Raw genomic sequence first — 26,449 nt, 5'->3', positions numbered from 1 at the left:
GTCATTCCCCAGCGGTTTGCACAGCGCGATTGAGCTCGGCCCGTGCAGGTGCGCTCTCGGGCAGCGCCGGACCGCAAAGCGCCTCGATCATCAGCACCGCGCTCTGGCTTTCGCGGGCGATGCGGCTCTCGACGAAGGACAGAAACAGCGAGACCGGCATCGCGATCCCGAGGCCGAGCGCGGTGGTCAGAAGCGCCACCCAGATGCCGCCCGCAAGCTGCGCCGGATCGACCGAGGAGCCTGCGCTCTGCAGCGTCTGGAAGGCTTCGATCATCCCCAGAACCGTGCCGAACAGGCCCAGCAGCGGCGCGGTCTGCGCGATGGCGTCCAGCAGCCGCATCCCGGCCTCGCTGCGGGCGGCTTGGATTTCGGTCTCGGTCTGCAGACGCGAGCGCAGCGCCTGCGGCTCGGGGGCCGCCATCGCGCGGCGGGTCAGTTCGGCCAGAGGGCCACGGGCGGACGTGAGGCTCTGGCGCGCGGCCCCGCGCTGGCCCGCCTGCCACAGATCGAGCGCGGCCTCCAACCGCGCGTGAGCCCCGATCCGCAGGTTTGCGAGATGCCAGAGTTTCCACAGCACCGCCGCCCCGGCGATCACCGAGACACATAGCAGCAGCGCCACGACCCAGCCGCCCAGCGCGACGAAATCGTTCAAACCCTGTTGGATTGCCGCAAGAGAGATCATCCCGTCACCTCCGTTCCGTCGACGCGCGAGCCGGTTTCCAGAGCGTCCGCGCAGGCCGCTTCGTCCCCGCCCTCGCAGCTCTCGACGCCATTGATCAGGATCTGGCCAAGCGCCGCGCAGCGCAGCCCGGCCAGATCGAATTGCCGCACGCGGGGCTTGCCCGCGGGCAAGTCGCGGAAATCGAGGAGCAACAACCGCTCGACCGCGCCCGCGCGGGTGAAGATCACCGCCTCCACCACCAGCGCGCCGAGATCGCTCCCCAGCCCGTTCTCGGCGAGAAAACTCAACCGGCAAGCGTCCTCGGCCTCGGTTGCCCCGGCCAGCGTCAAGCTTAGCCGGTGCGCGCCCTGCGCGGAGATGCCATGAGGGAGGCACGCGCAAAGCAGTGTCAGAAGCGCCGCCCTCACCATGTGAAGGCCTTGGCGACAGCGAGTTTCACGTTCCGGCCCGGCGCGTTGTCGAGCGAGAGGTTGTTGCGATACTCGCGGTCGAAGACGTTCTCGACCGTCAGGTTTACCTCGATCCCGGCGAGCCGTTCGGGTTTCCAGCTGACGAAGAGATCATGCGTGGCGTAGCCCGGCGCGGAGGTCGAGGCGGACGCCGTCTCGATCCCGCTGAAGCCCTGCACGCGCCAGCCCGCGCGCACACCCTGATCGGGGAATTTCGCCCCCAGCGTCAGCGCGATATTCTCGGCGGGCGTGTCGGTCAGGGTTTGGCCCGTCGCCTCGTCTTTCGACTTCACCTTGGAATAGGCGAGCTGACCGAACCAGCGATCGGCCTCGTAGGACGCCTCGATCTCGCCGCCCCAGATTTTCGCGGAATCGACATTGCGGAAATAGGGCACGCCGACCGAGCCGGAGGGGTTGGCCGCGATCAGATCGGTCAGATCGTTGTGGAACAGCGTGGCTTTCGCGGAAAGGCTGTCGCCCTCCGAGATGAGGCCCGAGGTCTGATAGGTCACGCCCAGCTCGACCGTGGTGGCTTTCTCCTTGTCGAGATTGAGGCTCGCGGTGCGGCCCGCCGCCCCGATCCCGTCGGTCTGATAGAGCTCGTCCAGCGTCGGCATCCGCTCGGTCCGCGCGAGCGAGCCAAAGACGCCCCAGGTGTCGTTGAACTGATAAAGCGCTGCGATCTTCGGCGAGACCGCCGTGCCGTCCTGATCGGTGCCGCCTTGGGCCGCCGCCGCCGCATCGGGCGAGAGCCACGCCCGGTCCACGCGCAGGCCCGGCGTGATCGTCAGCTTGTCGTTCCAGACGAATTCGCCCTGCACATAGAGGCCCAGCTTGTCTTCGGTGCCACCGGGGTGGAAGGCGGGTTCGCCCACCGAGGAATTCGCGTAGCGGTTCTGATGCGAAAGCTGCGTGCCGAAGGTGAGGTAATTCTCCCACGCGCCGCGCGACATCTCGACGGTGTTCTCGAGCTTGAGCGCGGTGGTCTCGTAGCTTGCCGTATTCGGGCAGAGCACCGAGAAACGGCCCGCCGAACACATCATCCCGAGCGAGAAATTGTCGCGCTCCGTCGAGGTTTTCGAGTAGCTCAGCTGCGCTTCGAGATCGAGCCACGGGTTGCCCACGCCCTCATTGGCGTAGGTCAGGCTGAGCGTGTCGTCGATCGCATGCAGATCCGAGGTACCGAAAGCCGAGGCCAGCGACCCACCGGTCTGCGCGACGGCCGCATCCTTCAGGTCGCTATCGGTGCGCGACGCCGAAAAGGTCAGTCGCTGATCACGGTTCTCGCCGAAATAGTAGTTCGACTTCAACAGCGCCGACCAGCGGTCGCCAGCGGTGGCCGGGATCGTCTCGCCCGCGCCGTCTTCCATGTCGTCGGACGCGCCCTGCGAGTAGCTGAACAGCATATCCGCATCCTCGCCCAGCTTCTGGGCATAGGTCAGCGTGCCGATCTTGCCGTCGCCATTGCTGTCATACGCGCCCTTGAGCCGCACCGCGCCGGTCTGCCCCTCGGGGATGAAATCGGTGGCGTCCTTGGTGGTGAAATTCACCACGCCGCCGATCGCGCCCGAGCCATACATCGTGGACGAGGCCGGGCCGCGCAGCACTTCGACGCGCTTGTAAAGCTCGGGATCGCCGAAGAAGGAGCCGGTGCGATACTGCTCGAAGAATTTCACCGCGCCGTCGACGGTGATGATGATGCGGTTCTGGCTGCCGGTCTGCTCGGCATTGCCGATGCCGCGGATATTGAAGGCCTGCCCCAGCATCCGCGCCGAGGCGCCCGCCGCCTGCACGCCCGGCACATCGGCAAACAGATCGCCCATCGTGCGGGGCTGTTCCTCGTCGAGGTCCTGCTGGTCGATCACCGTCACCGCCTGCGGCGTATCGATCGCCACTTTCGGCGTGCCCCAGCCATAGATCAGGCGGCCCAGCATCGTGTAGCCGTCATCGGTCCCGCTCTGCTGTGCGAGTGCCGGACCTGCGGCGGCGATCAGCGCGAGGCTGGTAACTGTCGTGAAAAGCCGCATCCGCGCGGCGCGAGGCGTCGTAGCCATGGTTGTCCCCTTCGTGGTCTGCATGGGGCTGGCGTGACGCTGGCAGCGCAGAAACTGTCTTGATTTCGATGATTTGACCAGCTAGAGAATCCGACAAAACTAGTCAAGTATATTCCTGAGATATATTTGATCCCATCCGCGCCCAGCTCGAGGCTTCGCCCTCTCGCCAGATTCGCGCCCCTTGCGAAAACGACGAGAGGACTCCCCATGCCCGCAGACGGCACCCTGCCCCAACAGCTTTCCCCCGAAGGTATCCGCGCGCTCCGCGCCGAGCGCCCCGAGATGCGCGCGCGCGATTTCGCCACTCAGCATGGCATCGCGGAGGCCGAACTGGTCGCGGCCCAGATCGGCACGACCGCCACCGCGATCGAAGCCCATCCCGATGCGATCATGCCGCGCCTGACCGCGCTTGGAGACGTGATGGCGCTGACCCGCAACGAGAGCTGCGTAATCGAACGGCGCGGCACTTACGAAGAGTATCACTCGGGCGCGCATGCGCAGATGGCGCTCGGCAAGGAGATTGACCTGCGTCTCTTCGCGCAGCACTGGGCCCATGCTTTCGCGCTGGAGGATGGCGAGAAACGCTCGATCCAGGTGTTCGACCGGGCGGGCGATGCGATCCACAAGGTGCATCTGAAACCCGAGAGCGACGTGGCGGCCTTCCACGCGCTCGTCGCGGAACTGCGCCTGCCCGAACAGTCGGATCAGCTCGACCTTGCGCCGCGCGCGCCGGTCGAGGCGGCGAAATCGCTGCCCGAGAAGGCAGAGACCCTGCGCGCGGAATGGGACAAGCTGACCGACACGCATCAGTTCCTGCGGCTGGTCTCGAAGCTGAAGATGAACCGGCTCGGGGCCTATCGCATCGCGGGCACGCCCTATGCGACCGAGATGTCTCCCGGCGCGGTCGAGGCGTTGCTGACCCGCTGCGCTACTGATCAGACGCCGCTGATGATCTTCGTCGGCAATGCGGGCTGCATCGAGATCCACGGCGGTACGATCGAGACGGTGAAGCCGATGGGCCCCTGGATCAACGTGCTCGACCCGCGCTTCAACCTGCATCTGCGCGGCGACCACATCGCCGAGGTCTGGCTGGTCGACAAGCCGACGAAGAACGGCCCCGCGCTCAGTCTCGAGGCCTTCGACAAGCAAGGCGCGCTGATCACGCAGATCTTCGCCTCGCGCAAGGATGGCGGCGTCGAGGCGTTCAACGCGACGATCCGCGCATTGCCGCATCTGGAGGGTCAGGCATGAAGCGTCTTGCCCTGATCGCCGCCCTTCTCATCGCGGGCCCAGCACTGGCGGAACCTGCCCGTGTGATCTCGCTCGGCGGGGCGGTGACCGAGATCGTCGTGGCGCTTGGCGCGGAGGACCGGCTCGTCGCGCGCGACACCACCTCGGAATATCCCGAGCGCATCACCGAGTTGCCCGATGTGGGCTATGTCCGCGCGCTCTCGGCGGAAGGTGTGCTGGCGCTCGCTCCCGACCTGATCCTCGCCGAAGCCACGGCAGGCCCGCCCGAGGCGGTGGAGACGCTGAAGGCGGCGGGCGTCGATTTCGTCGCGCTGCCGGGCGATCCGAGCGTGCAAGGCGTGCGCGAGAAGATCGCGGTCGTGGGCGCCGCGCTTGATCGCGAAGAGGCGGCCGAACGGCTCACCGCCAGTTTCGACGCCGAGATGGACGCGGTGCGCAAATCGGCGGGCGCTGTCGCCACGCCCAAGCGGGTTCTTTTCGTGCTGTCTTTGCAGAATGGCCGCGTGATGGCGGGGGGCGAAGGCTCCTCGGCAGAGGCAATCATCGAGCTTGCGGGCGGGGTGAATGCCGCGACGGGCTTCGCGGGCTACAAGCCTGTCACCGACGAGGCGATCCTTGCTGCCGATCCGGATGTGATCCTGACGATGGATCGCGAGGGCGAGATGGCGGTGACCGAGCGCGACATCCTCGCCCATCCCGCGCTGGGGCAGACCCGCGCGGCCAGAAAGGGCGCGCTGGTCGCGATGGACGGGATGCTGCTTCTGGGCTTCGGGCCACGCACCCCGCAGGCGGCGCAAGCTCTGCATGCGGCGCTTTATCCCGAGGCGGAGGGCTGAGGCGATGGCGATGACCTCCCTCGCCCTGCCCGGTGCCGTGCGCAGCCCCTGCGCGCCGCTGCGGCTCGGTTTGATCGCGCTGCTGGTGATCGCGGCGGCCCTGTCGCTCGGGACCGGCGCGGCGGGGGTCTCGCTGCCGCAGGTTCTGGGCCAGTGGCTGACGGGCGAAGAAATCTCGACCCGCGACCGCGTCGTGCTGCTCGATATCCGGCTGCCGCGGCTGGTCATGGGGCTGATGGTTGGCGCGGCGCTCGCGGTGGCGGGCGCGGTGATGCAGGGGCTGTTTCGCAACCCGCTCGCCGATCCCGGCATCATCGGCGTGGGCGCAGGCGCGGGACTTGGCGCCGTCGCGATGATCGTGCTGAGCGGCTTCCTCCCCGCCGCCATCGCCGCCTTTTTCGGCACATGGCTGGTGCCGGTCGCGGCCTTCGGCGGGGCGTGGACGGCCACGCTGCTGCTCTATCGGGTTGCCAGCCGGGGCGGTCAGGTCTCCATCGCGACGCTGCTTCTGGCGGGGATCGCGCTGGCCGCGCTGGCGGGGGCGCTAACCGGCATCCTGACCTACCTCGCCGATGACACGCAGCTGCGCGATCTGACCTTCTGGGGCATGGGGTCGCTGGCTGGCGCGAGCGACATGAAGCTGCTCGTGGGCGGGCTTCTGATCGGGCCTGCGCTGATCCTGACCCCGCGGCTTGCGCGCGGGCTGAACGCGCTGGCACTGGGCGAGGCGACGGCGGCGCATATGGGCCACGATATCGAGCGGCTCAAGCATCGCGCGGTGATCGGCGTCGCGGCGCTGGCGGGGGCGGCTGTCGCGATGGCGGGCGGGATCGGCTTCGTGGGCATCGTGGTGCCGCATCTGCTGCGCATCGCGGGCGGGCCGGATCACAAGACGCTGCTGGTGGATGCGGCCCTCCTCGGCGCGGCGCTTCTCGTGCTGGCCGATCTGATCGCGCGGCTGGTGGTCGCGCCTGCGGAACTGCCCATCGGGATCGTCACCGCCATTCTGGGCGCGCCGGTCTTCCTGTGGATACTGATCCGCCGTCAGGGATTGGGAGGGGTCTGAACATGCTGGAGATTTCCGACCTGCATGTCGCGCGGGGGCGTAGCGACGTGTTGCAGGGCCTCTCGCTGACCGCCCAACCGGGCGCGGTGACGGTGATCCTCGGCCCGAATGGCTCGGGCAAGTCGACGTTGGTGCAAGCGGCCTCCGGGGCGCTGCCCTATCGCGGGCGGATCATCCTGCAAGGCCATGAGATCGCGAAGACGCCCGCCTGGCGGCTGGCCGCGCTGCGCGCCGTGCTGGAGCAATCGAACAGCGTCGCCTTTCCCTTCACCGTGGCCGAGGTCGTGGGGATGGGGCTGCATGCCGGGATCGAGGCGGATCACCCCGAAATCGTGTCCGCCGCTTTAGCCGAGGTCGGGCTGAGCGATCTGGCCCATCGCCCGATCCAGTCGCTTTCGGGCGGTCAGCAGGCCCGCGCCCATCTGGCGCGGGTGCGGGCGCAGGTCTGGCAGCCGCTCAGCCACGCGGGGCCGCGCTGGCTCCTGGTCGACGAGCCGGTGGCGAGCCTCGATATCGCGCATCAGCTCGAGGTGATGGCGATCCTGCGCCGCTTCGCCGATGCGGGCGGCGGCGTGGTCGCGGTGATGCATGACCTCAACCTCTCGGCGCAGCTGGCCGACGAGATGGTGCTGATGCGCGAAGGCCGGATCGAGGCGCATGGGCCGCCCGAGACGGTGATGCGCGGACCGATCCTCAGTCGCACCTATGGATGCGAGTTGCAGGTGGGCGCGGCGGCCTCGGACGGTCTTTGGGTGCTGCCGCAATTCGCGCGACCGGCCTGAGCCCGCGCGCAATCTTTCACAGGTTTCGCACAGAAGTCTGAGTGTTCGCATCGCCACAAGCGCGCTATGCTCGCGGCAGTGCCGCACTTCTCGCGGCGCCGGAACAGGCAGGACCGTCGCATGACCCAATCCTTGAACCGCCTCGTCGAGCGGCAAATCCAGAAGGCCCTCGCGGAGGGGCAGTTGAGCGGGCTTTCCGGCGAGGGCAAACCGCTCCCGGATCGCTCGGGCGAGGCGTTCACCGATATGGCGACGGCGGTGGCGTCGCGCATCATGGCCGAAGCCGGCGCGCTGCCCGAGGAGTTCAAGCTCAAGAAGCTGCTGGAGGCCGCCAAAGAGAGCTACCGGGAGGCCGAGGGCGACGATGCCAAGCGCGTCGCGATGGCGCTGATCGCCGATCTGGAGCAGCGCTACAGTATCGCGGTGGAAGCGCGGCGGCGCTTCATGGCCCCTTAGACTGTCGCGGACGTTCGAGGGTTGATCCAGTTGACCCAGAACAAGGAAATCCGCGCGGAAAACGGCGACGGTGACGCGCTTCCTGACGTCATGCTCCAAGGCCGCCCCAATGTCTGTCGCTCGCGAACACCCGACCCCGTCATCCACGGCGCGCGCGCTGCTCGCCTTTCTCGCGCTGACCTTCGCGATCACCTGGGGCGTGATCGGCAGCTACATCTTCTGGCCTGACGCCATGGCCGCGCGGTTCGGCCAGATCAGCGGTTCTCACCCGCTCTTCTTTCTGGCCACCTGGGCCCCGGCCATCGCGGCCTTCACGCTGGTCGTGGCCTCCGCCGGACTAGGCGGCTTGCGCGGGTTTCTGTTGCGGCTTCTGATCTGGCGCTGCCCCGCGCCGTGGTGGGGCTTCATCCTGCTCGTGATCCCGCTGGTCTTCATGGTGGGCTCGATCATCAAGGGCGGGCCCCTGCTTGCGCCGATGCCGCCCGAGGGCGTGGGCGCGATGGTCAGCGTGATGTTCATGATGCTGCTTCTCGGCCCGATCGAGGAGTTCGGCTGGCGCGGCGTCGCGCAACCGCTGTTGCAGCGCCATGTCGCCCCGTTTTGGGCCGGCGTGCTGATCGGCGCGATCTGGGGCGTCTGGCACCTGCCCGCCTTCTACCTCGCCGGGGTGGTCTTCGCCGAGTGGAGCTTCCTGCCCTTCTTCATCGGTAACATCACCCTCGCGGTTCTGGTCACGCCGATCTTCAACGCAGCGCGGGGCAGCCTGCTGTTGCCGATGCTGTTCCACTGGCAGCTCATCAACCCGTTCTGGCCGGATGCGCAGCCTTGGGACACGTGGATTCTGGTGGGCGTCGCCGCGATCGTCGTCTGGTGGAAGCGCGACATGATGTTCACGCGCGAAGGCACCGTGACCGAAGTGATCCCCGGTGAGGCGCGGCCCTGAGGCACGGGGTGGGCGCAGTCACCTGGGAAAGCGAATGTCGGTGACATCGGCGATGTAGAACGGGAAATAGGCCTCACTCTCGAAGTCGTTCCCCGCCTCCACATGGGTCGGCAAGCGGAAGCCCTCGACCTCGCGAAACTCCGAGAGGTAGCCGCCGAAGGGCTGAAGCCGGTGGCGCTTTTGCGGGTTCGCATTGCTCCAACGCTGGAAGCGGACCTGCACGGGGCGGCCATCTGCGGCGACGGTGAGGTCGACCGCCTGCTCCAACCCGTCATGGCGCATCGTCATCCGGGCAATGTTCGTCGAGACCGGCTCCCACGTCACCTTCGGGCCCGGCAGCACTGCGGCGGGCGTCCAGAACACCGCCTCGGCCACGTAGCGCCCGAAGGCGGAGCGTTTGTGATCCGGGCTGCCACCGAACCGGGCCACGGGGGCGAGCCCCGCGATCCAGAACCGGGTCCATTTCGCGCTGTCGGAGCCGCTGAGACGCATCCCGCCAGTCCCGCCCGACATCGCCCAGACGAAGCCATGCGGCGCGGCGAGCACCTGCGTGGCGCGCATCGGCATGTAGCCGGGGGCGGATTTGCCCCCCATGCCGAACTGCCCCTGCATCTTCAGCCGGGCGACGGTGTAGAGCGGCGTTCCTTCCGCAATGGCGAAGGTGAAAAATCGGCGCGCGGGCTCGGGGAGATCGGCGACCATATCGGCGGAGAAGCGCGGCGGATCGGTGGGCTGAAATGCACTCAGGCGCGCCATCTCGGCACGGTCTGCCCGCAGCTCGAGACGCCGCCTTGCGAACAGACCGAAAAGCCCGATGGCGACAATGGCCAGAACCCAAAGAGCCATGCAGCGTCTCTCCCTTTCCATGTCCGATCCGCGAGGCGCCAATTGCGCGCCGTCCCGAACTTGAGGATAGCACAAAGACTTAGCGCGCTTCGATCCGTTCGGAGCCCCCGCCTCCCAAGAACTGACCGCCACCGCTCAGATCACATAGTCGCAGTCACGCGCCCGTGAAATTGCAGTTCCGGCCCCCTGCCCCTATCGTGCCGCGGCAAAAGGTGTGCGGGCGCGCGGGACTGGCCCCATGGGAAATCCCCGACTGGCCCTGTCGCACCGGCAGACCAGAGAGACAGACTGGCCGCAATCGCCGCGCCGAGATGCGCGGCCTGACAGGCAGCAAGACAGGAAGGCCCCTTCATGACCAAAACCGCCCTCATCACCGGAGCCACCGCAGGGTTCGGCGACGCCATCGCCCGCCGTTTTGCCCATGAGGGCTGGAAGGTCATCGTGACCGGGCGGCGTCAGGAACGGCTCGACGCGCTGGTCGAGGCACTCGGCGGACCGGAGGTCGCGCATCCCCTTTGCTTCGACATTCGCGACGAAGCGGCGACGCGCGCGGCGCTCGACAGCCTGCCCGAAGGCTTCGCGCAGATCGACGCGCTGATCAACAATGCGGGCCTCGCGCGCGGCACCGCGCCTGCGCAGGACTGTGATCTGGATGACTGGCGCGCGATGATCGACACCAATATCACCGGACTCGCGGTGATGACGCGGCTCACGCTGGATCGGCTGATCGCGCGCCGGGGGCTGATCGTGAACCTCGCCTCGATCGCGGCGAACTGGCCCTATCCGGGCGGCAATGTCTATGGCGGCACGAAAGCTTTCGTGCAGCAGTTCTCGCTCGGGCTGCGCTCGGACCTGTCGGGCACCGGCGTGCGCGTGACCTCGATCGAGCCGGGCCTCTCGGAGAGCGAATTCACGCTGGTGCGCACCGGTGGCGACAAGGCGGCCTATGACAAGCTCTATGCCGGGGCCAATCCGCTGCAGCCCGAGGATATCGCCGAGAGCATCTACTGGGTGGCTGCGCTTCCGCCGCATGTGAATATCAACTCGATCGAGATCATGCCGGTGAGCCAGAGCTGGGCGCCGTTCCAGATCCACCGCGACTGAAGTTACGCGGGGCCGATCACAGATAGACCGAGAGGCCCCGCCACCCTGCCAGCACCGCCGAGATCGCCATCACCCCGATCGCGATCTTGCGGTATTGCGCATGATCGAGCCGCGCGAAAGCCGCCGTGCCCGCCCAGGTGCCCAGCGCCATCGGCGGCACGGAAATCGCGGTGAGCCAGAGCACCTCTCCGTCAATCGCACCTGCGAGCCACAGCCCCGGCACCGCGATCACCGAAGCCACGAAGAAGAACAGCAGCAATGAGGCCCGCGTTTGCGCAGGCGGCGTGCCTGCGCCGAGGTAATAGACCACAGCGGGCGGCCCGGGCATCGCGGCCAGACCTGAGAACGCGCCCGAGGCCACACCCGCCAGCAGCGCCAGCCCCGAATGCGGCTGCGGCGCGGCGGGCTTGTAGCGCAACAGCATCGCGAGCCCTCCCAGCACCAGCACCGCAATCGCCATCCGCGCGGCATCGGGGCTGAGCGCGCTGAGCGCCCAGATCCCCAGCGGCGTGCCGATCAGAGAGCCCGCGCAGAGCCGCAGCAGCGAAGGCCGATGCACCGCGCCGCGCAGCTTGACCAGATCGTGCAGACCCACGACCACCTGCAACAGCACCGCCATCGCGACCGCCTCCAGAGGCGGGATGAACAGCGACAGGATCGGCACGGCGGCGATCGCAAAGCCGAACCCCGCCATGCCGCGCAGCACCGCCGCATAGGCTACGGCGAGGATCACATAGAGGGTCGTGGCGTCGAACATCATCGGCTCCGTCAGGGTCTTTCCCTCGCCCTAGCTCGCCACCTGCGCGCCCGATTGGTCCAGAGCGGCATTTTCGTTGGGGCCAGAGGTGCCCTCTTGCGCCAGCCGCGCCGCGATCTCGCCCAAGAGGCGCATCCCCGGCACGATGGCCTCGGTCTGGATCAGTGACAGGCCGAGCCGGATGAAGCGCCCCGCCTGTTCGGGGGCCACGAAAGGATCGCCGTTTTCCAGCAAAATACCCTCCGCCCCTGCCGCCGCGATCAATTCGCGCCCGTCAACGCCCTCGGGCAGCTCCAGCCAGACCGAAGAGCCGCCATGACAGGGATCGGGCGCGCGGAAGCCGGGCAGCAGATCGGGCAGATGTTCCATCACCCGGTACCAGCGGTCGGCATGGGCCGCGCGCAGCTTGCGCAGCAGCGACAGGTAATGCCCCTCGGCCAGAAAGATCGCCGCCGTGCGCTGGTTGTTCAGCGGGACCGAGCGATGCACCAGCCGCCGCAGCCAGCGCGCCTCTTTCACCAGCGGCTCGGGCGCCACCAGAAAGCCCAGGCGCACCCCCGGCGCGAGCGTCTTCGACAGCGTGCCGAGATAGATCACCCGCCCGTCGCGGTCGCGGGATTTCAGCGCCGGTTCGCGGGCGAAGGCGACCTCGCCCTCATAGTCGTCCTCGATGATCAGGAAATCGTCCTGCGAGGCCCGCGCGAGGATCTCGTCGCGGCGCGGCCCGGGCATCATCACCATCGAGGGGCAATGCGCGCCCGGTGTCAGCAGCGCCAGATCGAGCCCCTGCCCCGAAGCGATCCGCGCGCCTTTCTCGTCGATCGGCAGCGGCACGCTCTGCGCGCCGGACATCTCGAAGATGAAGCGCGAATCCGGGTAGCCCGGCATCTCGCAGCCCACGCGCTTGCCCGCCCCCGCCAGAAGCTGCGCGAGCAGGTAGAACCCCTCCTGCGCACCGAGCGTGATCAGGATCTCCTCGGGCCGCGCATAGATGCCGCGCTCGGGCAGGATGCGGGTCCGGATCTGTTCGATCAGCATCGGATCGTCATCGACCGCGCGATCCGCCGCCCACCAGTCGAGCGAGGCCCGCCCCAATGTATCGCGCGAGGAATTGCGCCACGCGTTGAGCGGGAACAGCCGCGGATCGACCTGCCCGAAGATGAACGGATAGGGATAGTCCTGCCAGTTCAGCGGCTTGCGGATATGGTTGAGTTTCGACGGGGTGACCCCGATGCGGGCCTGCCAATCGACGACGGAGGCCCCCGCGACGCTCTGCCCTTTCCCCTGCCCGCGGGTGGCGACGAACAGCCCGCGGCGCGGCTGCGCCTCGAGATAGCCGCGCGCGACCAGCTCGTCATAGACGGCGGTGGCGGTGTTGCGCGCGATGCCCAGCTTCTCGGCCAGCGCGCGCGAGGACAGCACCTTCTGCCCCGGCGCCATCTTGCCCGCATGAATCGCCGCGATCAGCGCCTGACGCAGCTGGCTTTGCAGCGGCTCGGGGCTGTTACGGTCGATGGAGACGGGCAAGCGATCCATGATCTGGCTCCTTTGAATTGCCCTCGCATCTGCGCTCTGGCCCCATGGAAGAGCAAGGTCGAGCGGGCCAGATACCGCCCGATCTTCGGCAATCGCCCAATTTCCGGTCATTTGCCCAGCTCAGGGCTTAAAACCTCTGCCCGAAATACATCGATGCCGAAATCTGGCCCCATCGGAATTGGCGCTCTGGCCCTCACATGCTGCACCGCGGAAAGGCTTGATGGGCGCCGAACCCAAAGGAAAGGGAAACCCCGATGGACGGTCAGTTCAACGATATCAGCGCCACGGTCGAAGCCGACCGCGCCCATGTCTGGCACCACCTGTTCCAGCACGCCGCACTGGACCACCGCGATCCGCGCATCCTTGTCGAGGGCAAGGGCATGACGGTCTGGGATCAGAATGGCCGCGACTATCTCGATGCGGTCTCGGGCGGCGTCTGGACGGTCAATGTCGGCTATGGCCGCGAGAGCATCGCCAATGCCGTGCGCGACCAGCTTCTGAAGATGAACTATTTCGCAGGCTCGGCGGGCACGATCCCGGCGGCGCAATTCGCCGCCCGTCTGGTCGAAAAGACGCCGGGCCTGAGCCGCGTCTTCTTCGCCAACTCGGGCTCGGAGGCGAATGAGAAGGCCTTCAAGATGGTGCGCCAGATCGCGCATAAGCATCATGGCGGCAAGAAGTGGAAGATTCTCTACCGCGAGCGCGACTACCACGGCACTTCGCTGGGCGCGATGGCGGCCTGCGGTCAGGAACAGCGCCGCGACCAATATGGCCCCTTCCCCGACGGGTTCGTCGCCGTGCCGCATTGCCTCGAATATCGCGCGCAATGGGATGACGAAGATTACGGCCTCCGTGCCGCGAACGCGATCGAAGAGGTCATCCTGCGCGAAGGCCCCGACACCGTGGGCGCGATCTGCCTCGAGCCGATCACCGCAGGCGGCGGCGTCATCACCCCACCCGCTGGCTATTGGGAGCGCGTGCAGGAGATCTGCACCAAATACGACATCCTGATCCACATGGACGAGGTCGTCTGCGGCATGGGCCGCACCGGCGAATGGTTCGGCTACCAGCATTACGGCATCAAGCCCGATTTCGTGACCACCGCGAAGGGGCTGGCCTCGGGCTATGCCGCGATTTCGTGCCTGATCACCACCGAGGACGTGTTCGAGAAATTCCGCTCCGATCCCGACGATCCGATGAGCTATTTCCGCGACATCTCCACCTTCGGGGGCTGCACGGCAGGCCCGGCGGCGGCGCTGGAGAACATGCGCATCATCGAGGACGAGAACCTGCTCGCGAACACCAACGCGATGGGCGATCTGCTGATGGACCGCCTAATGGAGCTGAAGGACAAGCACGCCGTCGTGGGCGACGTGCGCGGCAAGGGCCTGTTCTGCGGGCTGGAACTCGTCGCGGATCGCGCCACGAAAGAGCCGCTCGACGAGAAGCTCGTCGAAGGTGTGGTCGGTGCCTGCGACGCGGAAGGCGTGATCATCGGCAAGACCTCGCGCTCGTTCAAAGGCTTCAACAACACGCTGTGTCTGAGCCCCGCGCTGATCGTCGGCCCCTCCGAGATCACCCGGATCACCGAGACGATCGACCGCGCGCTGGCCAAGCTCAGCGCCTGACACGGATCAACACTGGCCCGGGCGGGCAACCGCCCCGGCCCCTCCCCGAAAGAGGCCGCAAACGGCCCGCTCAACCAACAGACGAGGATAGACATGTTCAAGAAAACCGCCCGTTACGCGACGCTCGCGCTGATCGGCCTGCTGCCGATGGCCACGGTGGCCTCGGCCGAAACGCTGATCATCGGCAATTTCGGGACGCCGATCCCGATGATGACCAAGGTCAACACCGAGGAATACGCGAAGGCGATGGGCTACGATGTCGAGTGGCGCAAATTCGCCTCGGGCACCGACGTGATCGCGGCGATGGCCTCGGGCGACGTGAAGCTCGCTGCGCTCGGCTCCTCGCCCTTCGCGATCGCCGCCAGCCAAGGCGTGCCGATCAAGCTCTTCATGATCGGTGACGTGATCGGTCAGGCCGAGAGCCTGATCGCGCATGACGGCTCGGGGATTTCGTCGCTGGCCGACCTCAAGGGCAAGCGCGTGGCCGTGCCGGTCGGCTCGACCGCGCATTTCTCGCTGACCGGCGCGCTCAAGCATGAGGGCATCTCGGAAAGCGACCTGACCATCCTGTCGATGTCGCCCGATCAGATCGCCGCCGCGTGGGAACAGAACGCCATCGACGCCGCCTGGATCTGGGATCCGGTTCAGTCGCAGCTGCTGAAATCGGGCACCCGCATCATGGGCGCGGACGAGACCGCGAAATGGGGCTACCCGACCTTTGACGGCTGGGTCGTCAACAGCCAGTGGGCCGAGGAAAACCCCGAAGCCGTCGCAGGCTTCGTGAAGGTCACCGCCGACGCCGACGCCGCCTATATCGACAACAAGGACGCCTGGACCGCCGATAGCGACGAGGTGAAAGAGATCGCCACGAATACCGGCGCGGACGCCGCGCAGGTGCCGGGCATCCTCGGGGGCTACACCTTCCTCAAGCCCGCCGATCAGGTCAGCGCAGACTGGCTGGGTGGCGCGATGGCCCCCGCGATCAAATCGACCGCCGAATTCCTGAAGGAAGCGGGCCGGATCGACTCGGTGGCCGATGACTACTCGCAGTTCATCACGCTCAAGCCGCTGCAAGACGCAATGGGCGAATAAAGACACGCCCCAGCGCCCGGCCGGACCTCTGGCCGGGCGTTTCCCATTCCCCAGCTCCGCCCCGGAAAGGAAGCCCAGATGCTTGAAATCCGCCGCGCCTCCGTACTCTACCCCGCCCGTGACAAATCCGAGCCGGTCGAAGCGCTTCGCAATGTCGAACTGACCATCGAGCCGGGCGAATTCGTGGTCGCCCTCGGTGCCTCGGGTTGCGGGAAATCGACGCTCCTGAACCTGATCGCGGGGTTCCTCGCGCCCAGTTCAGGCCAGATCAAACTCGACGGCGCCCCCGTGACCGGCCCCGGTCAGGACCGCGCCGTGGTGTTCCAAAAACACGCGCTGATGCCGTGGATGAACGTGCTCGACAACCTCGCCTTCGGCCTGAAGCTGCAGGGCGTCTCCAAGGAGAAACGCTACAAGGTCGCCCGCGAATTCCTGACCGTGCTGGGCCTTGAGGGGTTCGAGGACAGCCCCGTCTACATGCTCTCGGGCGGGATGCAGCAACGCGTAGGCATCGGCCGGGCGCTGACCGCCGATCCGCGCATCCTGCTGATGGACGAACCGCTCGGCGCGCTCGATGCGCTGACCCGCGAACGCGCGCAGGAACTGATCCTGAAAATCTGGGAAGCGCAGGGCAAGTCGGTGTTCCTGATCACCCACTCGGTCGAAGAGGCGCTCTTCATGGGCTCCAAGCTGATCGTGATGTCGCCCCGTCCGGGCCGGATCACGCATCGCTTCGACCTGCCCTTCTCGCGCCGGTTCCTCGCAGGCGAGAGCGCCCGCGAGGTGAAGGCATCCCCCGAATTCATCGCGATGCGCGAGACCATTCTCGGCATCATCTTCGCAGACGAGGAGAAGGCCGCATGACCATGGATATCCAAGATGACAGCCGCCCCGCCCCGATGATCAAACGCATCTTCCGCCAAGCCCCCACCAAACCCGGCCAGACCTATGGCGTGCCGGGCGAAGGCAACACGATCAAGATCTCGGTCGTGGCCGTTCTGGTGGTGCTGGGCCTGTGGCAGATCGTGACGGCCTCCGGGTTGATCGCGCCGCTGTTCCTGCCCTCGCCCGTCGCGGTCGTGCAGAAGCTCTTCGGCCTGATCTCGACCGGCTTCACCGGCGTGCCGCTGTGGGAGCATATCCTCGTCTCCGCAGGCCGCGTCTTCGCCGCCTTCGCGCTGGCCTGTATCATCGGAATTCCGCTTGGCCTCGCGATGGGGATGAGCCCGGTTATGCGCGGGCTATTCGATCCCTTCCTCGAGTTCTACCGCCCGATCCCGCCGCTGGCCTATCTGCCGCTGATGATCATCTGGTTCGGCATCGGCGAGACTTCGAAAGTGCTGCTGATCTTCCTCTCGGTGCTGGCGCCGGTCGCGCTCGGTGCGCGCGCAGGCGTCCGCTCGGTCGCGATCGAGCAGATCCATGCCGCCTATTCGCTGGGCGCGAGCCGCGCGCAGGTGCTGCGCGAAGTGGTGCTGCCCTCGGCGCTGCCGGAAATCCTGACCGCCATGCGCATCGGGGTGGGCTTCGGCTGGACGACGCTGGTCGCCGCCGAGATGGTCGCGGCGACGATGGGGCTTGGCTACATGGTCCTCTCGGCCAGCCAGTTCCTGCAGACCTCGACCGTGCTGGTGGGCATCTTCCTGATCGGCGGCATCGCATGGTGCTTCGATCTGGCGATGCGCTGGGTGGAGAAGAAGGTCGTGCCGTGGAAGGGCCGGATGTAAGCCCGCAACGCGAAAGGCCGGGCATGATCCGCCCGGCCTTTGTCCAAGGCGGCGGCGCTGCGCTGAGAGGCGCGCGCCGCCGTTTTCATTTACGCACTCGGGAAGATCACTTCGGCACCAACTGATAGAGCGCGCCGTCGCCCGCATCCTCGATGATCCAGACCTCGCCCTTGGGGCCCACGGCCACGTCGCGTACCCGCATCTGCAAATCCCAGCGCGCGATCTGATCCGAGCCGTCGCCCGCGATCAGCGCGAGCCCATTGCCCGCAAGCCCGCCGATCAGCATATCGCCCTGCCAGTCGGGAAAGTCTCGCCCCTCATAGACGGCGAGACCCGCTGGCGCGATCACCGGCGTCCACCACAGTTTCGGCGGTTCGAATTCGGGCCGCGTGTCGTGATCGGGGATCGGCTGACCGGAATAGTGGCGCCCGTTCGACACTTCGTTCCAGCCGTAATTCTTGCCCTTCTCGATCAGGTTCAGTTCGTCGCCACCGCGCGGACCCATCTCATGCTCCCAGAGCTTGCCGTCGGGCGTGAAGGCGAGGCCGTATTGGTTGCGGTGCCCCTCGGTCCAGGTCTCGGCACGCACGCCCCCCGCCCCCTCATGGGGATTGCCGGGGGCGGGCTGGCCGTCGCGGGTCAGGCGCAGGATCTTGCCGCGTGGATTGTCGGGATCCTGCGCGGTGTCGGGCTGCATCCGGTCGCCCACGGTGAGGTAGAGCAGACCGTCCGGCCCGAACGCCACGATCCCACCGGGCTGGCCACGCCCGCCCGGCGTCTGCTGCCAGATCGTCTTTAGCTGCGTGAGCTTGCTGCCGTCCAGCACCCCGCGCGCCAGATGCAGCGCGTTATCCGGCGCGACATAAGTGATATAGACCGCGCGCGTGTCCGAGAAATCGGGCGGGACAGCGACGTCGAGTAGCCCGTTCTGGCCGCTATATTGCACCTCCGGCAGCCCGCTGATCGCCTGCGCCCCGCCGCCCGTGACATGCCACATCTTGCCCGACTTGCCGGTCACCAGAACCGAGCTGTCGGGCAAGGGCGCGATGGCCCAGGGGTTTTCCAGCTGCGCGATCGGCTTGAGCACGAAAGGCAGATCGCGGCTCGCGGGTTTCTCGCCCACGTTCTGCGCGGCGGCTGGCGTGGCGAGCGGCGCGAGGCCGAGGCTCGAGAGAACGGGGATCGTCAGGGCGAGCGCCAATGCGGCGCGCAGGCTCGGAAACGGGATCATGAAGCACCTCCTCCCCTAGAGATGGGGCGGGGGCGCGAAAGTGGAAGGGGTCTAAGGGGCGCTGCCCCTCTGCCTGCGGCATTCACCCCGGGATATTTCAAAAGAGCGAAGACATGTAAAAAGGCGTCTTCGCTCTTGCGAAAATATTCCGGGGGACGCGCGTTAGCGCGGGGGGCAGAGCCCCCGCTTGCCTGAGACTTGTCGCCCTCCGGAGACGGGGGGCGGAGCCCACTGCCGTCACTTGAAGTTGCGGCTGTCTTTCAGCTGGTCCCAGGCCCAGACGACCTCTTGCAGCATCTCTTCCTGAGAGCGGTCGCCGCCGTTCATATCCGGGTGCAGCACCTTGATCAGCGCCTTGTAGCACTTGCGGACCTCGGCCTTGGTCATCGAGTCCTTCGCCTCGAGAATATCGAGCGCGCGACGTTCGGTCGGCGGCAGCTTGCGGCCCATCGTCCGGCCGGGGTTCTTCGTGGCGTTGTCGCCGAGAATCTCATGCGGGTCCGAGATGCCGTGACGCGCCCAGCCGGCTTCTTCCTTGGCCTTGCTGAAGGGCTTGGTGGGGCGCTCCCAGACGGTCGCATTGTCGAGGAAGGCCTGGAATTCCTCCTCGGACTGACCCTGGAAGTAATTCCAGTTCAGATTGTACTCGCGGACGTGGTCCTTGCAGAACCAATAGTAGTCATCGAGGATTTTCGGGCTTTTCGGCGCACGGTACTTGCCCGGCTCGTTGCAGCCTTCCTTGTCGCAGATCCGGGTCGAGGTCTCGAAAGCCCCCGACATGCCGCGCCTGCCACGCGAGCGGCGTTTCTTGTCCGCCGCGGCCGAAATGTTGAAGCCGAAAGGATCGCTGTTGCTCATGCTTGCCTCTTGCCTGCTGCCCGAATGCCACTTCGGGGCGGCGTTTGAGGCCTGCCTCCGAGTCGGGTCACGCAGTCTACTGGAAATGACAGATGTTGAAAGGGGGTCGGGCGGAAATGGGGCCGCTATCTGCTCGGATCAAGGGTCGGTGCGGGGCGCCCCGACGGCAACGCAACCGGCGCGCCGAGATGGGGCGCGCACGGCAGGTCTTGGGACTGGCGGCTCAGGACGCGCGGCACCCGCTTTCGGGACGCCGCCTTCGCAACGCCCCTGCCCCGCGTCAGTCTTCGTCTTTGGAAGTCCCGTCGCGGTTGGCGCGCAGTTTCGGCGCGCGCCCCTCGGGCGCATCGGCGAGAAGCGCGCGGCGCTTGGCCTCGGGCGCGTCCTCGTCATTGGCCGCATCCTCGGGATCGGGATGTGCGCCGACCGCGCGCGCCGGATCGGCACTGGTGGGACGGCGGAAGACTAGCAGGTTGTGATAGACCGTCGATTTGCCGGTGAGGCCGGTACGCTCTTCCGCGGGCAGGGTCTCTGCGCGCAGGTATTCCCAGCCGCGCGTGGCCATCTCGTTCATCACGCCCGAGAGCGCATGGGCGAAGCGGTCCGCGCCGGATTTCAGGCCGCGCTCCTTGTCGCCGCGCGCGGGCGCCGGGATGACCTTGTATTCGTAATGCTGCATGATGCACCTCAAGCTTTGCGGCCTTTCTAGCGGATGGCGGGTCCGGGTCAACTCAAACCAAGCCACGCTGGCGGGAACGGGCCGATAGCAGCCTCGCGCATCACGCGTCATCGCCCCCTTGCACGCCTGCGCGCGATGGTTCACAAATCGACCCAACCACGAAAGGACGTCCGCGATGCTCGACCAGACCGCCAAGCCCACTGAAGAAATCGACCTGCGCGAGGTGTTCGGCCTCGATTCCGACATGAAGGTCAAAGGGTTTGCAGAGCGCACCGACCGCGTGCCGGAGATCGACTCCACCTACAAGTTCGACCCCGACACCACGATGGCGATCCTCGCGGGCTTTGCCTACAATCGCCGCGTGATGATCCAAGGCTATCACGGCACCGGCAAATCGACCCATATCGAGCAAGTCGCCGCCCGCCTGAACTGGCCCTGTGTGCGCGTCAATCTCGACAGCCACGTGAGCCGGATCGACCTGATCGGCAAGGACGCGATCAAGCTGGTCGACGGCAAGCAGGTCACCGTGTTCCACGAGGGCATCCTGCCCTGGGCGCTGCGCAACCCGACCGCCATCGTCTTCGACGAATACGATGCGGGCCGCGCCGACGTGATGTTCGTGATCCAGCGCGTGCTGGAGGCCGACGGCAAGCTGACGCTGCTCGACCAGAACGAAGTGATCACGCCGAACCCCTATTTCCGCCTGTTCGCGACCTCGAACACGGTGGGTCTGGGCGACACGACCGGCCTCTATCACGGCACCCAGCAGATCAACCAAGGTCAGATGGACCGCTGGTCGCTGGTCTCGACGCTGAACTATCTCAGCCATGACGCCGAGGTCGCGATCGTTCTGTCGAAGAACCCGCAATACAACACCGAGGCCGGGCGCAAGACGATCAGCCAGATGGTGACCGTGGCCGACCTCAGCCGGACCGCCTTCATGAATGGCGATCTCTCGACGGTGATGTCGCCGCGCACGGTGATCGCCTGGGCGCAGAACGCGCGCATCTTCGGCAATATCGGCTATGCGTTCCGCCTGAGCTTCCTCAACAAATGCGACGAACTGGAGCGTCAGACCGTGGCCGAGTTCTACCAGCGCCTCTTCGACGAAGAGCTGCCGGAATCGGCGGCGGCCATCGCTTCGTGATCCCGCGCCTCGCGATCCGGGGCGCGCTCTTCGCGGCGCTGCTGCCCTTCGCGGCGGCAGCTCAGGAGGCGCCCACGGATGGCGAGATTTTTGCGGCCCTCACCGGGGACTGGAACGGCGACGGCACGCAGGATGCGGCGATGCTGGTGCAGAACGGCGCGGATGCGGCCGATCTGGTGATCTATCTCGGCGATCCGACCTTCGGGCTGAAACGCGAGATGACGGTCAAACGGGTGGTCTTTTCGGGCCAGATGGGCGGGCAGACGCCCACGCTCAAGCCGCTTTCCGACAGCGCGTTCAAGCTGCATTCCGAACAGATCGGGATCGGGCGCACCCCGTGGGAAAGCGCCTATTCCATCGCGTGGCGCAACGGCGGTTTCGTCGTCTCGGGCTACAGCTACCGCTATTACGACCGGATCGATCCCGAGGATACCGGCACCTGCGACGTAAACCTGCTCAATGGCGATTACGTCATGACGCGGCGCGGGCAGACCGCGAAGGGCTCGCAGGATCGCCGGGCCTTCCCGCTGAGCACGTTGCACGCGGACTGGATGCCGATGATCTGCACCGGGCTTTTCCAGTAAATTCGGTCGCGCTAAGCCGCGCATAAAAACGCCCGGCGCGGAGGCCGGGCAAACTCGTTACTCTACTACTACGTGTGGCAGATCCGTTTGGATCACGCGGCTTGACGATTTTCTGTCTCGCCCTTGGCCAGCTTCGCGGCCTGACCCCAGAACGCCATATCGTCGAGCAGCGTCTTCGCCGGACCGTCCAGATGGTCGCCCAACTCCGCGATCGGCGTGCCTTGTGAGGCCTTCACGAAATCCGCACCGCCGATGCTGACTGCGCCTGCGACGGGGACCATGCCGAAATTGATCGCGACGAGCCGCAGATGCTCGACCGCGCGGGCAGCGCCCACGCCACCATAGCCCACGGTGCCCAGCGGCTTGCGACGCCAGCCCTCGAACGCATAGTCGAAGGCGTTCTTGATCGTGGCGGGAATCGAGTGGTTATACTCCGCCGTCACCACGATGAACCCGTCGAATTCCTTGAGCTTTTCGCCCCAAGCCTGCGCCTTCTCGCTGGTCACGGGCTTCGCTGCAGGCGGAGCCGCCTCGTCGAAGAAGGGCAGCGCGGCTTCGCGCAGATCCAGAACCTCGTAGCGCATGTCGTCGCGCGCATCGATCTTGGTCTCGAACCATTCGAGTGCGCGGTCAGCGAAGCGCCCTTCGCGCGTCGTGCCGACGATCAGGCCGATGTTCAAAGTCTCGCTCATGTCGAACTCCTTTCCGGTATGTCGTCCGGTGTGTCGCACGGGGCCCTCGATTGGGGAAGTCGGACCAGCGGGGGAGGCGTGCGTCTCGTGTTCAACTCTACGTAAGCCCTGTTTGAGCCCATCCAACCCGCCCGTTATGTGCACAGGTGAACGGATGCCGCGCGCCAGCAGCGGGAACTTTCCCGCCCTCGCCGCCCCGCGCAAACCGGGCCGATCTGCCGCGCGCTCCTCACGCGATCGGCTCTTGCGGGCGGACGCGCGCGATGCTTTATCTGAGGCTATGAGCAAGCCTTCCGACAACCCCGCGGATCCCTTCAAAAAGGCGCTGGCCGAGGCCACCAAGACGATGGCCGACGCGCCCGATATGACGGTGAGCTATTCGGTCGACCCTTCGGGTATGACCGCCGACACGATGCGCCTGCCGCAGGTCTCGCGCCGGATGACGCGTGACGAGGTTCTGCTGGCGCGTGGCACGGCCGATGCGATGGCGATGCGCCGCCGCCACCACGATGCCGCGATCGACAGCCGCTATGCGCCCTCGGGCGATCTGGCGAGCGCGATCTACGAGGCGATGGAGACCGCGCGCTGCGAAGCCTTGGGCGCGCGCGACATGCCCGGCACGCTCAGCAATATCGACGCCAAGATCGCCCATGAGGCCGAACGCAAGGGCTATGCCCAGATCCGCGCCCCCGAAGAGGCCCCGCTCTCGGTCGCCGCGGGGTATTTCGTGCGCGAACTGGCGACGGGCCGGAAACTGCCGCCCGGCGCGGATAACGTGCTCGACCTGTGGCGCCCCTTCATCGAGCAATCGGCGGGCGACGATCTGGAGAACGTTAACCACGTCCTCGCGGATCAGGCCGCTTTTGCGCGCCTCACCCGCAAGGTGATCGCCGATCTCGGCTATGCCGATCAGTTGGGCGACGATCCCGACGAGGATATGGGCGACGAGGCCGAGGACGAGCAGGAAGAGAACGCCGACGAGGAACAGGGCGAAAATCAGGCCCGCGACGAGCAGGAGGACGACGAGGCCGAGGCCACGCCGGAATCCAGCCAGGAAGCGCAGGACGACCAGACCCAGACCCAGACCTCCGTCAGCTCCGACGATCTCGCCGATCAGGAAATGAGCGACGAGATGGACATGCCGCAGGCTGATGCGCCGCTGGAGCCGCCGCCGCCCCCGCCGCATTCGCAGGCCGATCCGAATTACGCCGTCTACACGACCGAATTCGACGAGGAGATCGCCGCCGAGGACTTGGCCGAACCGGCCGAGCTGGAGCGTCTGCGCCTCTATCTCGATCAGCAGCTCGACCCGCTGAAAGGCGCGGTCTCGCGGCTCGCCAACAAGCTGCAGCGCCGCCTGCAGGCACAGCAGAACCGGTCGTGGGAATTCGACCGCGAGGAAGGGATGCTCGATGCGGGCCGCCTCGCCCGCGTTGTCGCGAACCCGACGACGCCGCTCAGCTTCAAGGTCGAGAAGGATACCGAGTTCCGCGACACGGTGGTGACGCTGCTGCTGGACAATTCCGGCTCGATGCGGGGCCGCCCGATCTCGATCGCGGCGATCTGCGCCGACGTGCTCGCCCGCACGCTGGAGCGCTGCGACGTGAAGGTCGAGATCCTCGGCTTCACCACCCGCGCCTGGAAAGGCGGGCAATCGCGCGAGAAATGGCTCGCCGATGGCCGCCCGCAAAGCCCCGGTCGCCTCAACGATCTGCGCCACATCATCTACAAGCGTGCCGACGCGCCGATGCGCCGGACGCGGGCCAATCTGGGCCTGATGATGAAGGAAGGTCTGCTGAAGGAGAACATCGACGGCGAGGCGCTGGAATGGGCGCATCGCCGGATGCTCGCCCGCACCGAGCAGCGCAAGATCCTGATGGTGATCTCGGACGGCGCGCCGGTGGACGACTCGACGCTGTCGGTGAACCCCGCGATCTATCTGGAGAAACACCTGCGCGACGTGATCGCGATGGTGGAACGCCGCCGCGCGGTGGAGCTGATCGCGATCGGCATCGGCCATGACGTGACGCGCTATTACCAGCACGCGGTGACGATCACCGATGTGGAGCAACTGGCGGGCGCCATGACCGAACAGCTCGCCTCCCTCTTCGACAGCGATCCGCGGGCGCGTGCCCGCTTCCTCGGGATCAAGAAGGCTATCTGATGTTTCAGGATTTCTCGGTGCAATCGCGCCCCGAACTGGGCCCGCCCCGGCTGGCGGCGCTGCGCGAAGCCATGTCTGCCGCCGGGCTCGACGGCTTCATCATCCCGCGCGCCGATGCGCATCAGGGCGAGTATGTCGCGCCCTGCGATGCGCGGCTGGGCTGGCTGACGGGCTTCACCGGATCGGCAGGCTTCTGCATCGCCCTGCCCGAGATCGCGGGCGTCTTCGTCGATGGCCGCTACCGGGTCCAGGTGCGCGCCGAGGTCTCGCTCGACCATTTCACCCCGGTGAACTGGCCCGAGGTGAAACCGGCTGACTGGCTGAAGGAAAACGCCCACGCAGGCGCCAAGATCGGCTTCGATCCGTGGCTGCATACCAAATCCGAGATCGCGAAAATCCGCGAGGGGCTGGAAGGCACCGGCATCGCGCTGATCGAGAGCGAGAATCTCGTGGACCGCGTCTGGAACGACCGCCCTGCCCCGCCCGCGGAACCGGCCCGCATTCACCCGCCGGAATTTGCGGGCGAAACGGCAGCGGAGAAACGCGCCCGTCTGGCCGAAGCGCTGCGCGACGACGATATCGCCGCCGCCGTGCTCACCCTGCCGGATTCGATCTGCTGGCTTCTCAACATTCGCGGCTCCGACATTCCCCGCAACCCGGTGGTTCAGTCCTTCGCGGTGCTCTTCGACGACGGCGCGGTGAAGCTCTTTGCCGACGACGCGAAATTCGACGCCGACCTGTGCGCCCATCTAGGCGACGGGATCTCGATCCTGCCGCCCGACAGCCTGACCGCCGCGCTAGAGGCGATCGAAGGCCCGGTGCTGGTCGACCCCGACAGCGCGCCGCTCGCCGTCTCGCTGCTGCTGGCCGATCACGACACCAAGATCCATGAGGCGCGCGATCCCTGCATCCTGCCGAAAGCGCGCAAGAACGCCGCCGAAGTCGCAGGCATGGAGGTGGCGCATCTGCGCGACGCCACCGCTATGGTCGAATTCCTCAGCTGGCTCGATACGGAGGCCCCGAAAGGCAAGCTGACCGAGATCGACGTGGTCACTGCGCTCGAAGGCTTCCGCCGCGACACCAACGCGCTGCTCGACATCTCCTTCGAGACGATCTGCGGCGCGGGCGGCAATGGCGCGATCGTCCATTACCGCGTGAACGAAGACACCAACCGCCCCGTGAAACCGGGTGAATTGCTACTGGTGGATTCGGGCGGACAATATGTCGACGGCACGACCGACATCACCCGCACCGTCGCCGTGGGCGATGTGCCGGAAGATGCGAAACGCCCCTTCACCCGCGTGTTGCAGGGCATGATCGCGCTGTCGCGCACGCGCTTCCCGCGCAGCGTGGCAGGCGCGCATCTCGATGCGCTCGCCCGTGCGCCCCTCTGGGCCGAGGGCTGGGATTACGATCACGGCACCGGCCATGGCGTCGGTGCAGCGCTCTGCGTGCATGAAGGCCCCGCGCGGATTTCCCGTGTCTCGACCCTGCCGCTCGAACCAGGGATGATCCTGTCGAACGAGCCGGGCTATTACCGCGAGGGCGCATTCGGCATCCGGATCGAGAACCTGATCCTCACCGAAGAGGCCGAGGCCAAGGGCGACAATCGCGACCAGCTCTCCTTCTCGACGCTGACTTGGGTGCCGATCGACCGCCGCCTGATCGACGTCGATCTGCTTGGCCCCGAGGAGCGCGACTGGCTCAACGCCTATCACGCCGAGGTGCTGGAGAGGATCGCGCCGAAGGTCAGCGAGGGCGCGAAGGCCTGGCTGCAAGCCGCCTGCGCTCCGCTCTGAGGCGGCGCGCGCGGCAAGCCGGGAATGCCTCCGGCGGGGATATTTCTGCCAAGCCGAAAACAGGGCGCCCTCTTTCGTATTGGCGT

Annotated in this window: 25 protein-coding genes; 15 read left to right on the top strand and 10 right to left on the bottom strand. The window is 66.6% G+C overall.

The features are described 5' to 3' along the window. Window position 1 precedes the first annotated feature (1 nt). The 3 genes from BMI86_RS18590 to BMI86_RS18580 all read right to left on the bottom strand — a co-directional run bounded on the left by BMI86_RS18590 (window position 2) and on the right by BMI86_RS18580 (window position 3,185). Window positions 2-682: a MotA/TolQ/ExbB proton channel family protein gene (locus BMI86_RS18590; RefSeq protein WP_078542672.1), complete on the bottom strand. Its 681-nt coding sequence runs from the start codon at window positions 680-682 to the stop codon at window positions 2-4. Then, on the bottom strand, window positions 679-969 hold the full coding sequence (locus BMI86_RS18585; RefSeq protein ID WP_143594871.1) for a hypothetical protein: 291 nt from the start codon (window positions 967-969) through the stop codon (window positions 679-681). Before BMI86_RS18585 ends, BMI86_RS18590 begins: the two co-directional genes overlap by 4 nt. A 116-nt stretch (window positions 970-1,085) precedes the next feature. Beyond that, on the bottom strand, window positions 1,086-3,185 hold the full coding sequence (locus BMI86_RS18580; RefSeq protein WP_078542670.1) for a TonB-dependent receptor: 2,100 nt from the start codon (window positions 3,183-3,185) through the stop codon (window positions 1,086-1,088). 207 nt (window positions 3,186-3,392) lie between these two features. On the opposite strand from BMI86_RS18580, the gene BMI86_RS18575 reads away from it, so the two are divergent. From BMI86_RS18575 to BMI86_RS18550, 6 genes are all read left to right on the top strand, one after another. After that, window positions 3,393-4,436: a ChuX/HutX family heme-like substrate-binding protein gene (locus BMI86_RS18575; protein WP_143594870.1), complete on the top strand. Its 1,044-nt coding sequence runs from the start codon at window positions 3,393-3,395 to the stop codon at window positions 4,434-4,436. Beyond that, window positions 4,433-5,272 carry a hemin ABC transporter substrate-binding protein gene (locus BMI86_RS18570; RefSeq protein WP_078542669.1) on the top strand — a complete coding sequence of 280 codons (840 nt, stop codon included), beginning with the start codon at window positions 4,433-4,435 and terminating at the stop codon, window positions 5,270-5,272. Before BMI86_RS18575 ends, BMI86_RS18570 begins: the two co-directional genes overlap by 4 nt. Before the next feature lie 10 nt (window positions 5,273-5,282). Further along, entirely contained in the window at window positions 5,283-6,338 is a 1,056-nt protein-coding gene (locus tag BMI86_RS18565) for an iron ABC transporter permease (protein WP_078542769.1), read from the top strand. A 2-nt stretch (window positions 6,339-6,340) separates the two neighbouring features. After that, a complete protein-coding gene (locus tag BMI86_RS18560) occupies window positions 6,341-7,120 on the top strand; it encodes a heme ABC transporter ATP-binding protein (protein ID WP_078542668.1) in 780 nt (259 codons plus the stop codon). A gap of 120 nt (window positions 7,121-7,240) precedes the next feature. Further along, window positions 7,241-7,576, top strand: coding sequence for a DUF1992 domain-containing protein (locus BMI86_RS18555; protein ID WP_078542667.1), 336 nt, complete (start codon window positions 7,241-7,243; stop codon window positions 7,574-7,576). Window positions 7,577-7,685: 109 nt separating this feature from the next. Next, window positions 7,686-8,519 (top strand): CPBP family intramembrane glutamic endopeptidase, encoded by an 834-nt coding sequence (locus tag BMI86_RS18550; RefSeq protein WP_078542666.1) that lies wholly within the window; start codon window positions 7,686-7,688, stop codon window positions 8,517-8,519. A gap of 18 nt (window positions 8,520-8,537) precedes the next feature. Here the strand turns inward: BMI86_RS18550 and BMI86_RS18545 are convergent, their stop codons facing one another. Then, entirely contained in the window at window positions 8,538-9,365 is an 828-nt protein-coding gene (locus BMI86_RS18545; RefSeq protein WP_078542665.1) for a DUF6544 family protein, read from the bottom strand. 351 nt (window positions 9,366-9,716) lie between these two features. On the opposite strand from BMI86_RS18545, the gene BMI86_RS18540 reads away from it, so the two are divergent. Beyond that, window positions 9,717-10,469 (top strand): SDR family oxidoreductase, encoded by a 753-nt coding sequence (locus BMI86_RS18540; protein WP_078542664.1) that lies wholly within the window; start codon window positions 9,717-9,719, stop codon window positions 10,467-10,469. Between the two features lie 16 nt (window positions 10,470-10,485). On the opposite strand, the gene BMI86_RS18535 is transcribed toward BMI86_RS18540, so the two are convergent. Beyond that, window positions 10,486-11,226, bottom strand: coding sequence for a sulfite exporter TauE/SafE family protein (locus BMI86_RS18535; RefSeq protein ID WP_078542767.1), 741 nt, complete (start codon window positions 11,224-11,226; stop codon window positions 10,486-10,488). A gap of 30 nt (window positions 11,227-11,256) precedes the next feature. Beyond that, a complete protein-coding gene (locus BMI86_RS18530; RefSeq protein WP_078542663.1) occupies window positions 11,257-12,762 on the bottom strand; it encodes a PLP-dependent aminotransferase family protein in 1,506 nt (501 codons plus the stop codon). A gap of 254 nt (window positions 12,763-13,016) precedes the next feature. On the opposite strand from BMI86_RS18530, the gene BMI86_RS18525 reads away from it, so the two are divergent. From BMI86_RS18525 to BMI86_RS18510, 4 genes are all read left to right on the top strand, one after another. After that, window positions 13,017-14,390, top strand: a complete 1,374-nt coding sequence (locus tag BMI86_RS18525; RefSeq protein ID WP_078542662.1) for an aminotransferase class III-fold pyridoxal phosphate-dependent enzyme — start codon at window positions 13,017-13,019, stop codon at window positions 14,388-14,390. A 93-nt stretch (window positions 14,391-14,483) separates the two neighbouring features. Continuing rightward, entirely contained in the window at window positions 14,484-15,482 is a 999-nt protein-coding gene (gene tauA, locus BMI86_RS18520; protein ID WP_078542661.1) for a taurine ABC transporter substrate-binding protein, read from the top strand. Between the two features lie 78 nt (window positions 15,483-15,560). Continuing rightward, window positions 15,561-16,346 (top strand): taurine ABC transporter ATP-binding protein, encoded by a 786-nt coding sequence (locus tag BMI86_RS18515; protein ID WP_078542660.1) that lies wholly within the window; start codon window positions 15,561-15,563, stop codon window positions 16,344-16,346. Then, entirely contained in the window at window positions 16,343-17,209 is an 867-nt protein-coding gene (locus tag BMI86_RS18510; RefSeq protein WP_232621617.1) for an ABC transporter permease subunit, read from the top strand. Before BMI86_RS18515 ends, BMI86_RS18510 begins: the two co-directional genes overlap by 4 nt. A gap of 106 nt (window positions 17,210-17,315) precedes the next feature. On the opposite strand, the gene BMI86_RS18505 is transcribed toward BMI86_RS18510, so the two are convergent. From BMI86_RS18505 to BMI86_RS18495, 3 genes are all read right to left on the bottom strand, one after another. Continuing rightward, complete coding sequence (locus BMI86_RS18505) at window positions 17,316-18,440, bottom strand: PQQ-dependent sugar dehydrogenase (RefSeq protein WP_078542659.1); 1,125 nt, start codon at window positions 18,438-18,440, stop codon at window positions 17,316-17,318. A 237-nt stretch (window positions 18,441-18,677) separates the two neighbouring features. Continuing rightward, window positions 18,678-19,298 carry a DnaJ domain-containing protein gene (locus BMI86_RS18500; protein ID WP_078522979.1) on the bottom strand — a complete coding sequence of 207 codons (621 nt, stop codon included), beginning with the start codon at window positions 19,296-19,298 and terminating at the stop codon, window positions 18,678-18,680. 280 nt (window positions 19,299-19,578) lie between these two features. After that, a complete protein-coding gene (locus tag BMI86_RS18495) occupies window positions 19,579-19,977 on the bottom strand; it encodes a hypothetical protein (RefSeq protein WP_078542658.1) in 399 nt (132 codons plus the stop codon). A gap of 175 nt (window positions 19,978-20,152) precedes the next feature. Between BMI86_RS18495 and cobS the strand changes: the two genes are divergently transcribed. Together cobS and BMI86_RS18485 are read left to right on the top strand one after the other, a co-directional pair. After that, the gene (cobS, locus tag BMI86_RS18490) at window positions 20,153-21,124 is read left to right on the top strand and encodes a cobaltochelatase subunit CobS (RefSeq protein WP_078542657.1); all 972 of its coding nucleotides are present in this window, start codon (window positions 20,153-20,155) and stop codon (window positions 21,122-21,124) included. Continuing rightward, a complete protein-coding gene (locus BMI86_RS18485) occupies window positions 21,121-21,708 on the top strand; it encodes a hypothetical protein (RefSeq protein WP_078542656.1) in 588 nt (195 codons plus the stop codon). The genes cobS and BMI86_RS18485 overlap by 4 nt, the downstream gene beginning before the upstream one ends. A 92-nt stretch (window positions 21,709-21,800) precedes the next feature. Here BMI86_RS18485 and BMI86_RS18480 read toward each other — a convergent pair whose 3' ends face one another. Further along, window positions 21,801-22,400: an NAD(P)H-dependent oxidoreductase gene (locus BMI86_RS18480; RefSeq protein ID WP_078542655.1), complete on the bottom strand. Its 600-nt coding sequence runs from the start codon at window positions 22,398-22,400 to the stop codon at window positions 21,801-21,803. A 280-nt stretch (window positions 22,401-22,680) separates the two neighbouring features. On the opposite strand from BMI86_RS18480, the gene cobT reads away from it, so the two are divergent. Then, window positions 22,681-24,564 carry a cobaltochelatase subunit CobT gene (gene cobT / locus BMI86_RS18475; RefSeq protein ID WP_078542654.1) on the top strand — a complete coding sequence of 628 codons (1,884 nt, stop codon included), beginning with the start codon at window positions 22,681-22,683 and terminating at the stop codon, window positions 24,562-24,564. Next, on the top strand, window positions 24,564-26,363 hold the full coding sequence (locus tag BMI86_RS18470) for an aminopeptidase P family protein (RefSeq protein WP_078542653.1): 1,800 nt from the start codon (window positions 24,564-24,566) through the stop codon (window positions 26,361-26,363). The genes cobT and BMI86_RS18470 overlap by 1 nt, the downstream gene beginning before the upstream one ends. Window positions 26,364-26,449 lie beyond the last annotated feature (86 nt).

Origin of the sequence: Thioclava sp. DLFJ5-1, from assembly GCF_002020115.1 — a bacterium.
GTDB classification, from domain to species: domain Bacteria; phylum Pseudomonadota; class Alphaproteobacteria; order Rhodobacterales; family Rhodobacteraceae; genus Thioclava; species Thioclava sediminum.
This window is presented reverse-complemented; position numbering and strand designations above follow the sequence as displayed.

Bases quoted from the DNA above. Each gene is read 5' to 3' on its own strand.
- BMI86_RS18590 (WP_078542672.1), bottom strand. From the start codon at position 682: ATGATCTCTCTTGCGGCAATCCAACAGGGTTTGAACGATTTCGTCGCG.
- BMI86_RS18580 (WP_078542670.1), bottom strand. From the start codon at position 3,185: ATGGCTACGACGCCTCGCGCCGCGCGGATGCGGCTTTTCACGACAGTT.
- BMI86_RS18575 (WP_143594870.1), top strand. From the start codon at position 3,393: ATGCCCGCAGACGGCACCCTGCCCCAACAGCTTTCCCCCGAAGGTATC.
- BMI86_RS18570 (WP_078542669.1), top strand. From the start codon at position 4,433: ATGAAGCGTCTTGCCCTGATCGCCGCCCTTCTCATCGCGGGCCCAGCA.
- BMI86_RS18565 (WP_078542769.1), top strand. From the start codon at position 5,283: ATGACCTCCCTCGCCCTGCCCGGTGCCGTGCGCAGCCCCTGCGCGCCG.
- BMI86_RS18560 (WP_078542668.1), top strand. From the start codon at position 6,341: ATGCTGGAGATTTCCGACCTGCATGTCGCGCGGGGGCGTAGCGACGTG.
- BMI86_RS18555 (WP_078542667.1), top strand. From the start codon at position 7,241: ATGACCCAATCCTTGAACCGCCTCGTCGAGCGGCAAATCCAGAAGGCC.
- BMI86_RS18550 (WP_078542666.1), top strand. From the start codon at position 7,686: ATGTCTGTCGCTCGCGAACACCCGACCCCGTCATCCACGGCGCGCGCG.
- BMI86_RS18545 (WP_078542665.1), bottom strand. From the start codon at position 9,365: ATGGCTCTTTGGGTTCTGGCCATTGTCGCCATCGGGCTTTTCGGTCTG.
- BMI86_RS18540 (WP_078542664.1), top strand. From the start codon at position 9,717: ATGACCAAAACCGCCCTCATCACCGGAGCCACCGCAGGGTTCGGCGAC.
- BMI86_RS18535 (WP_078542767.1), bottom strand. From the start codon at position 11,226: ATGTTCGACGCCACGACCCTCTATGTGATCCTCGCCGTAGCCTATGCG.
- BMI86_RS18530 (WP_078542663.1), bottom strand. From the start codon at position 12,762: ATGGATCGCTTGCCCGTCTCCATCGACCGTAACAGCCCCGAGCCGCTG.
- BMI86_RS18525 (WP_078542662.1), top strand. From the start codon at position 13,017: ATGGACGGTCAGTTCAACGATATCAGCGCCACGGTCGAAGCCGACCGC.
- tauA (WP_078542661.1), top strand. From the start codon at position 14,484: ATGTTCAAGAAAACCGCCCGTTACGCGACGCTCGCGCTGATCGGCCTG.
- BMI86_RS18515 (WP_078542660.1), top strand. From the start codon at position 15,561: ATGCTTGAAATCCGCCGCGCCTCCGTACTCTACCCCGCCCGTGACAAA.
- BMI86_RS18510 (WP_232621617.1), top strand. From the start codon at position 16,343: ATGACCATGGATATCCAAGATGACAGCCGCCCCGCCCCGATGATCAAA.
- BMI86_RS18505 (WP_078542659.1), bottom strand. From the start codon at position 18,440: ATGATCCCGTTTCCGAGCCTGCGCGCCGCATTGGCGCTCGCCCTGACG.
- BMI86_RS18500 (WP_078522979.1), bottom strand. From the start codon at position 19,298: ATGAGCAACAGCGATCCTTTCGGCTTCAACATTTCGGCCGCGGCGGAC.
- BMI86_RS18495 (WP_078542658.1), bottom strand. From the start codon at position 19,977: ATGCAGCATTACGAATACAAGGTCATCCCGGCGCCCGCGCGCGGCGAC.
- cobS (WP_078542657.1), top strand. From the start codon at position 20,153: ATGCTCGACCAGACCGCCAAGCCCACTGAAGAAATCGACCTGCGCGAG.
- BMI86_RS18480 (WP_078542655.1), bottom strand. From the start codon at position 22,400: ATGAGCGAGACTTTGAACATCGGCCTGATCGTCGGCACGACGCGCGAA.
- cobT (WP_078542654.1), top strand. From the start codon at position 22,681: ATGAGCAAGCCTTCCGACAACCCCGCGGATCCCTTCAAAAAGGCGCTG.
- BMI86_RS18470 (WP_078542653.1), top strand. From the start codon at position 24,564: ATGTTTCAGGATTTCTCGGTGCAATCGCGCCCCGAACTGGGCCCGCCC.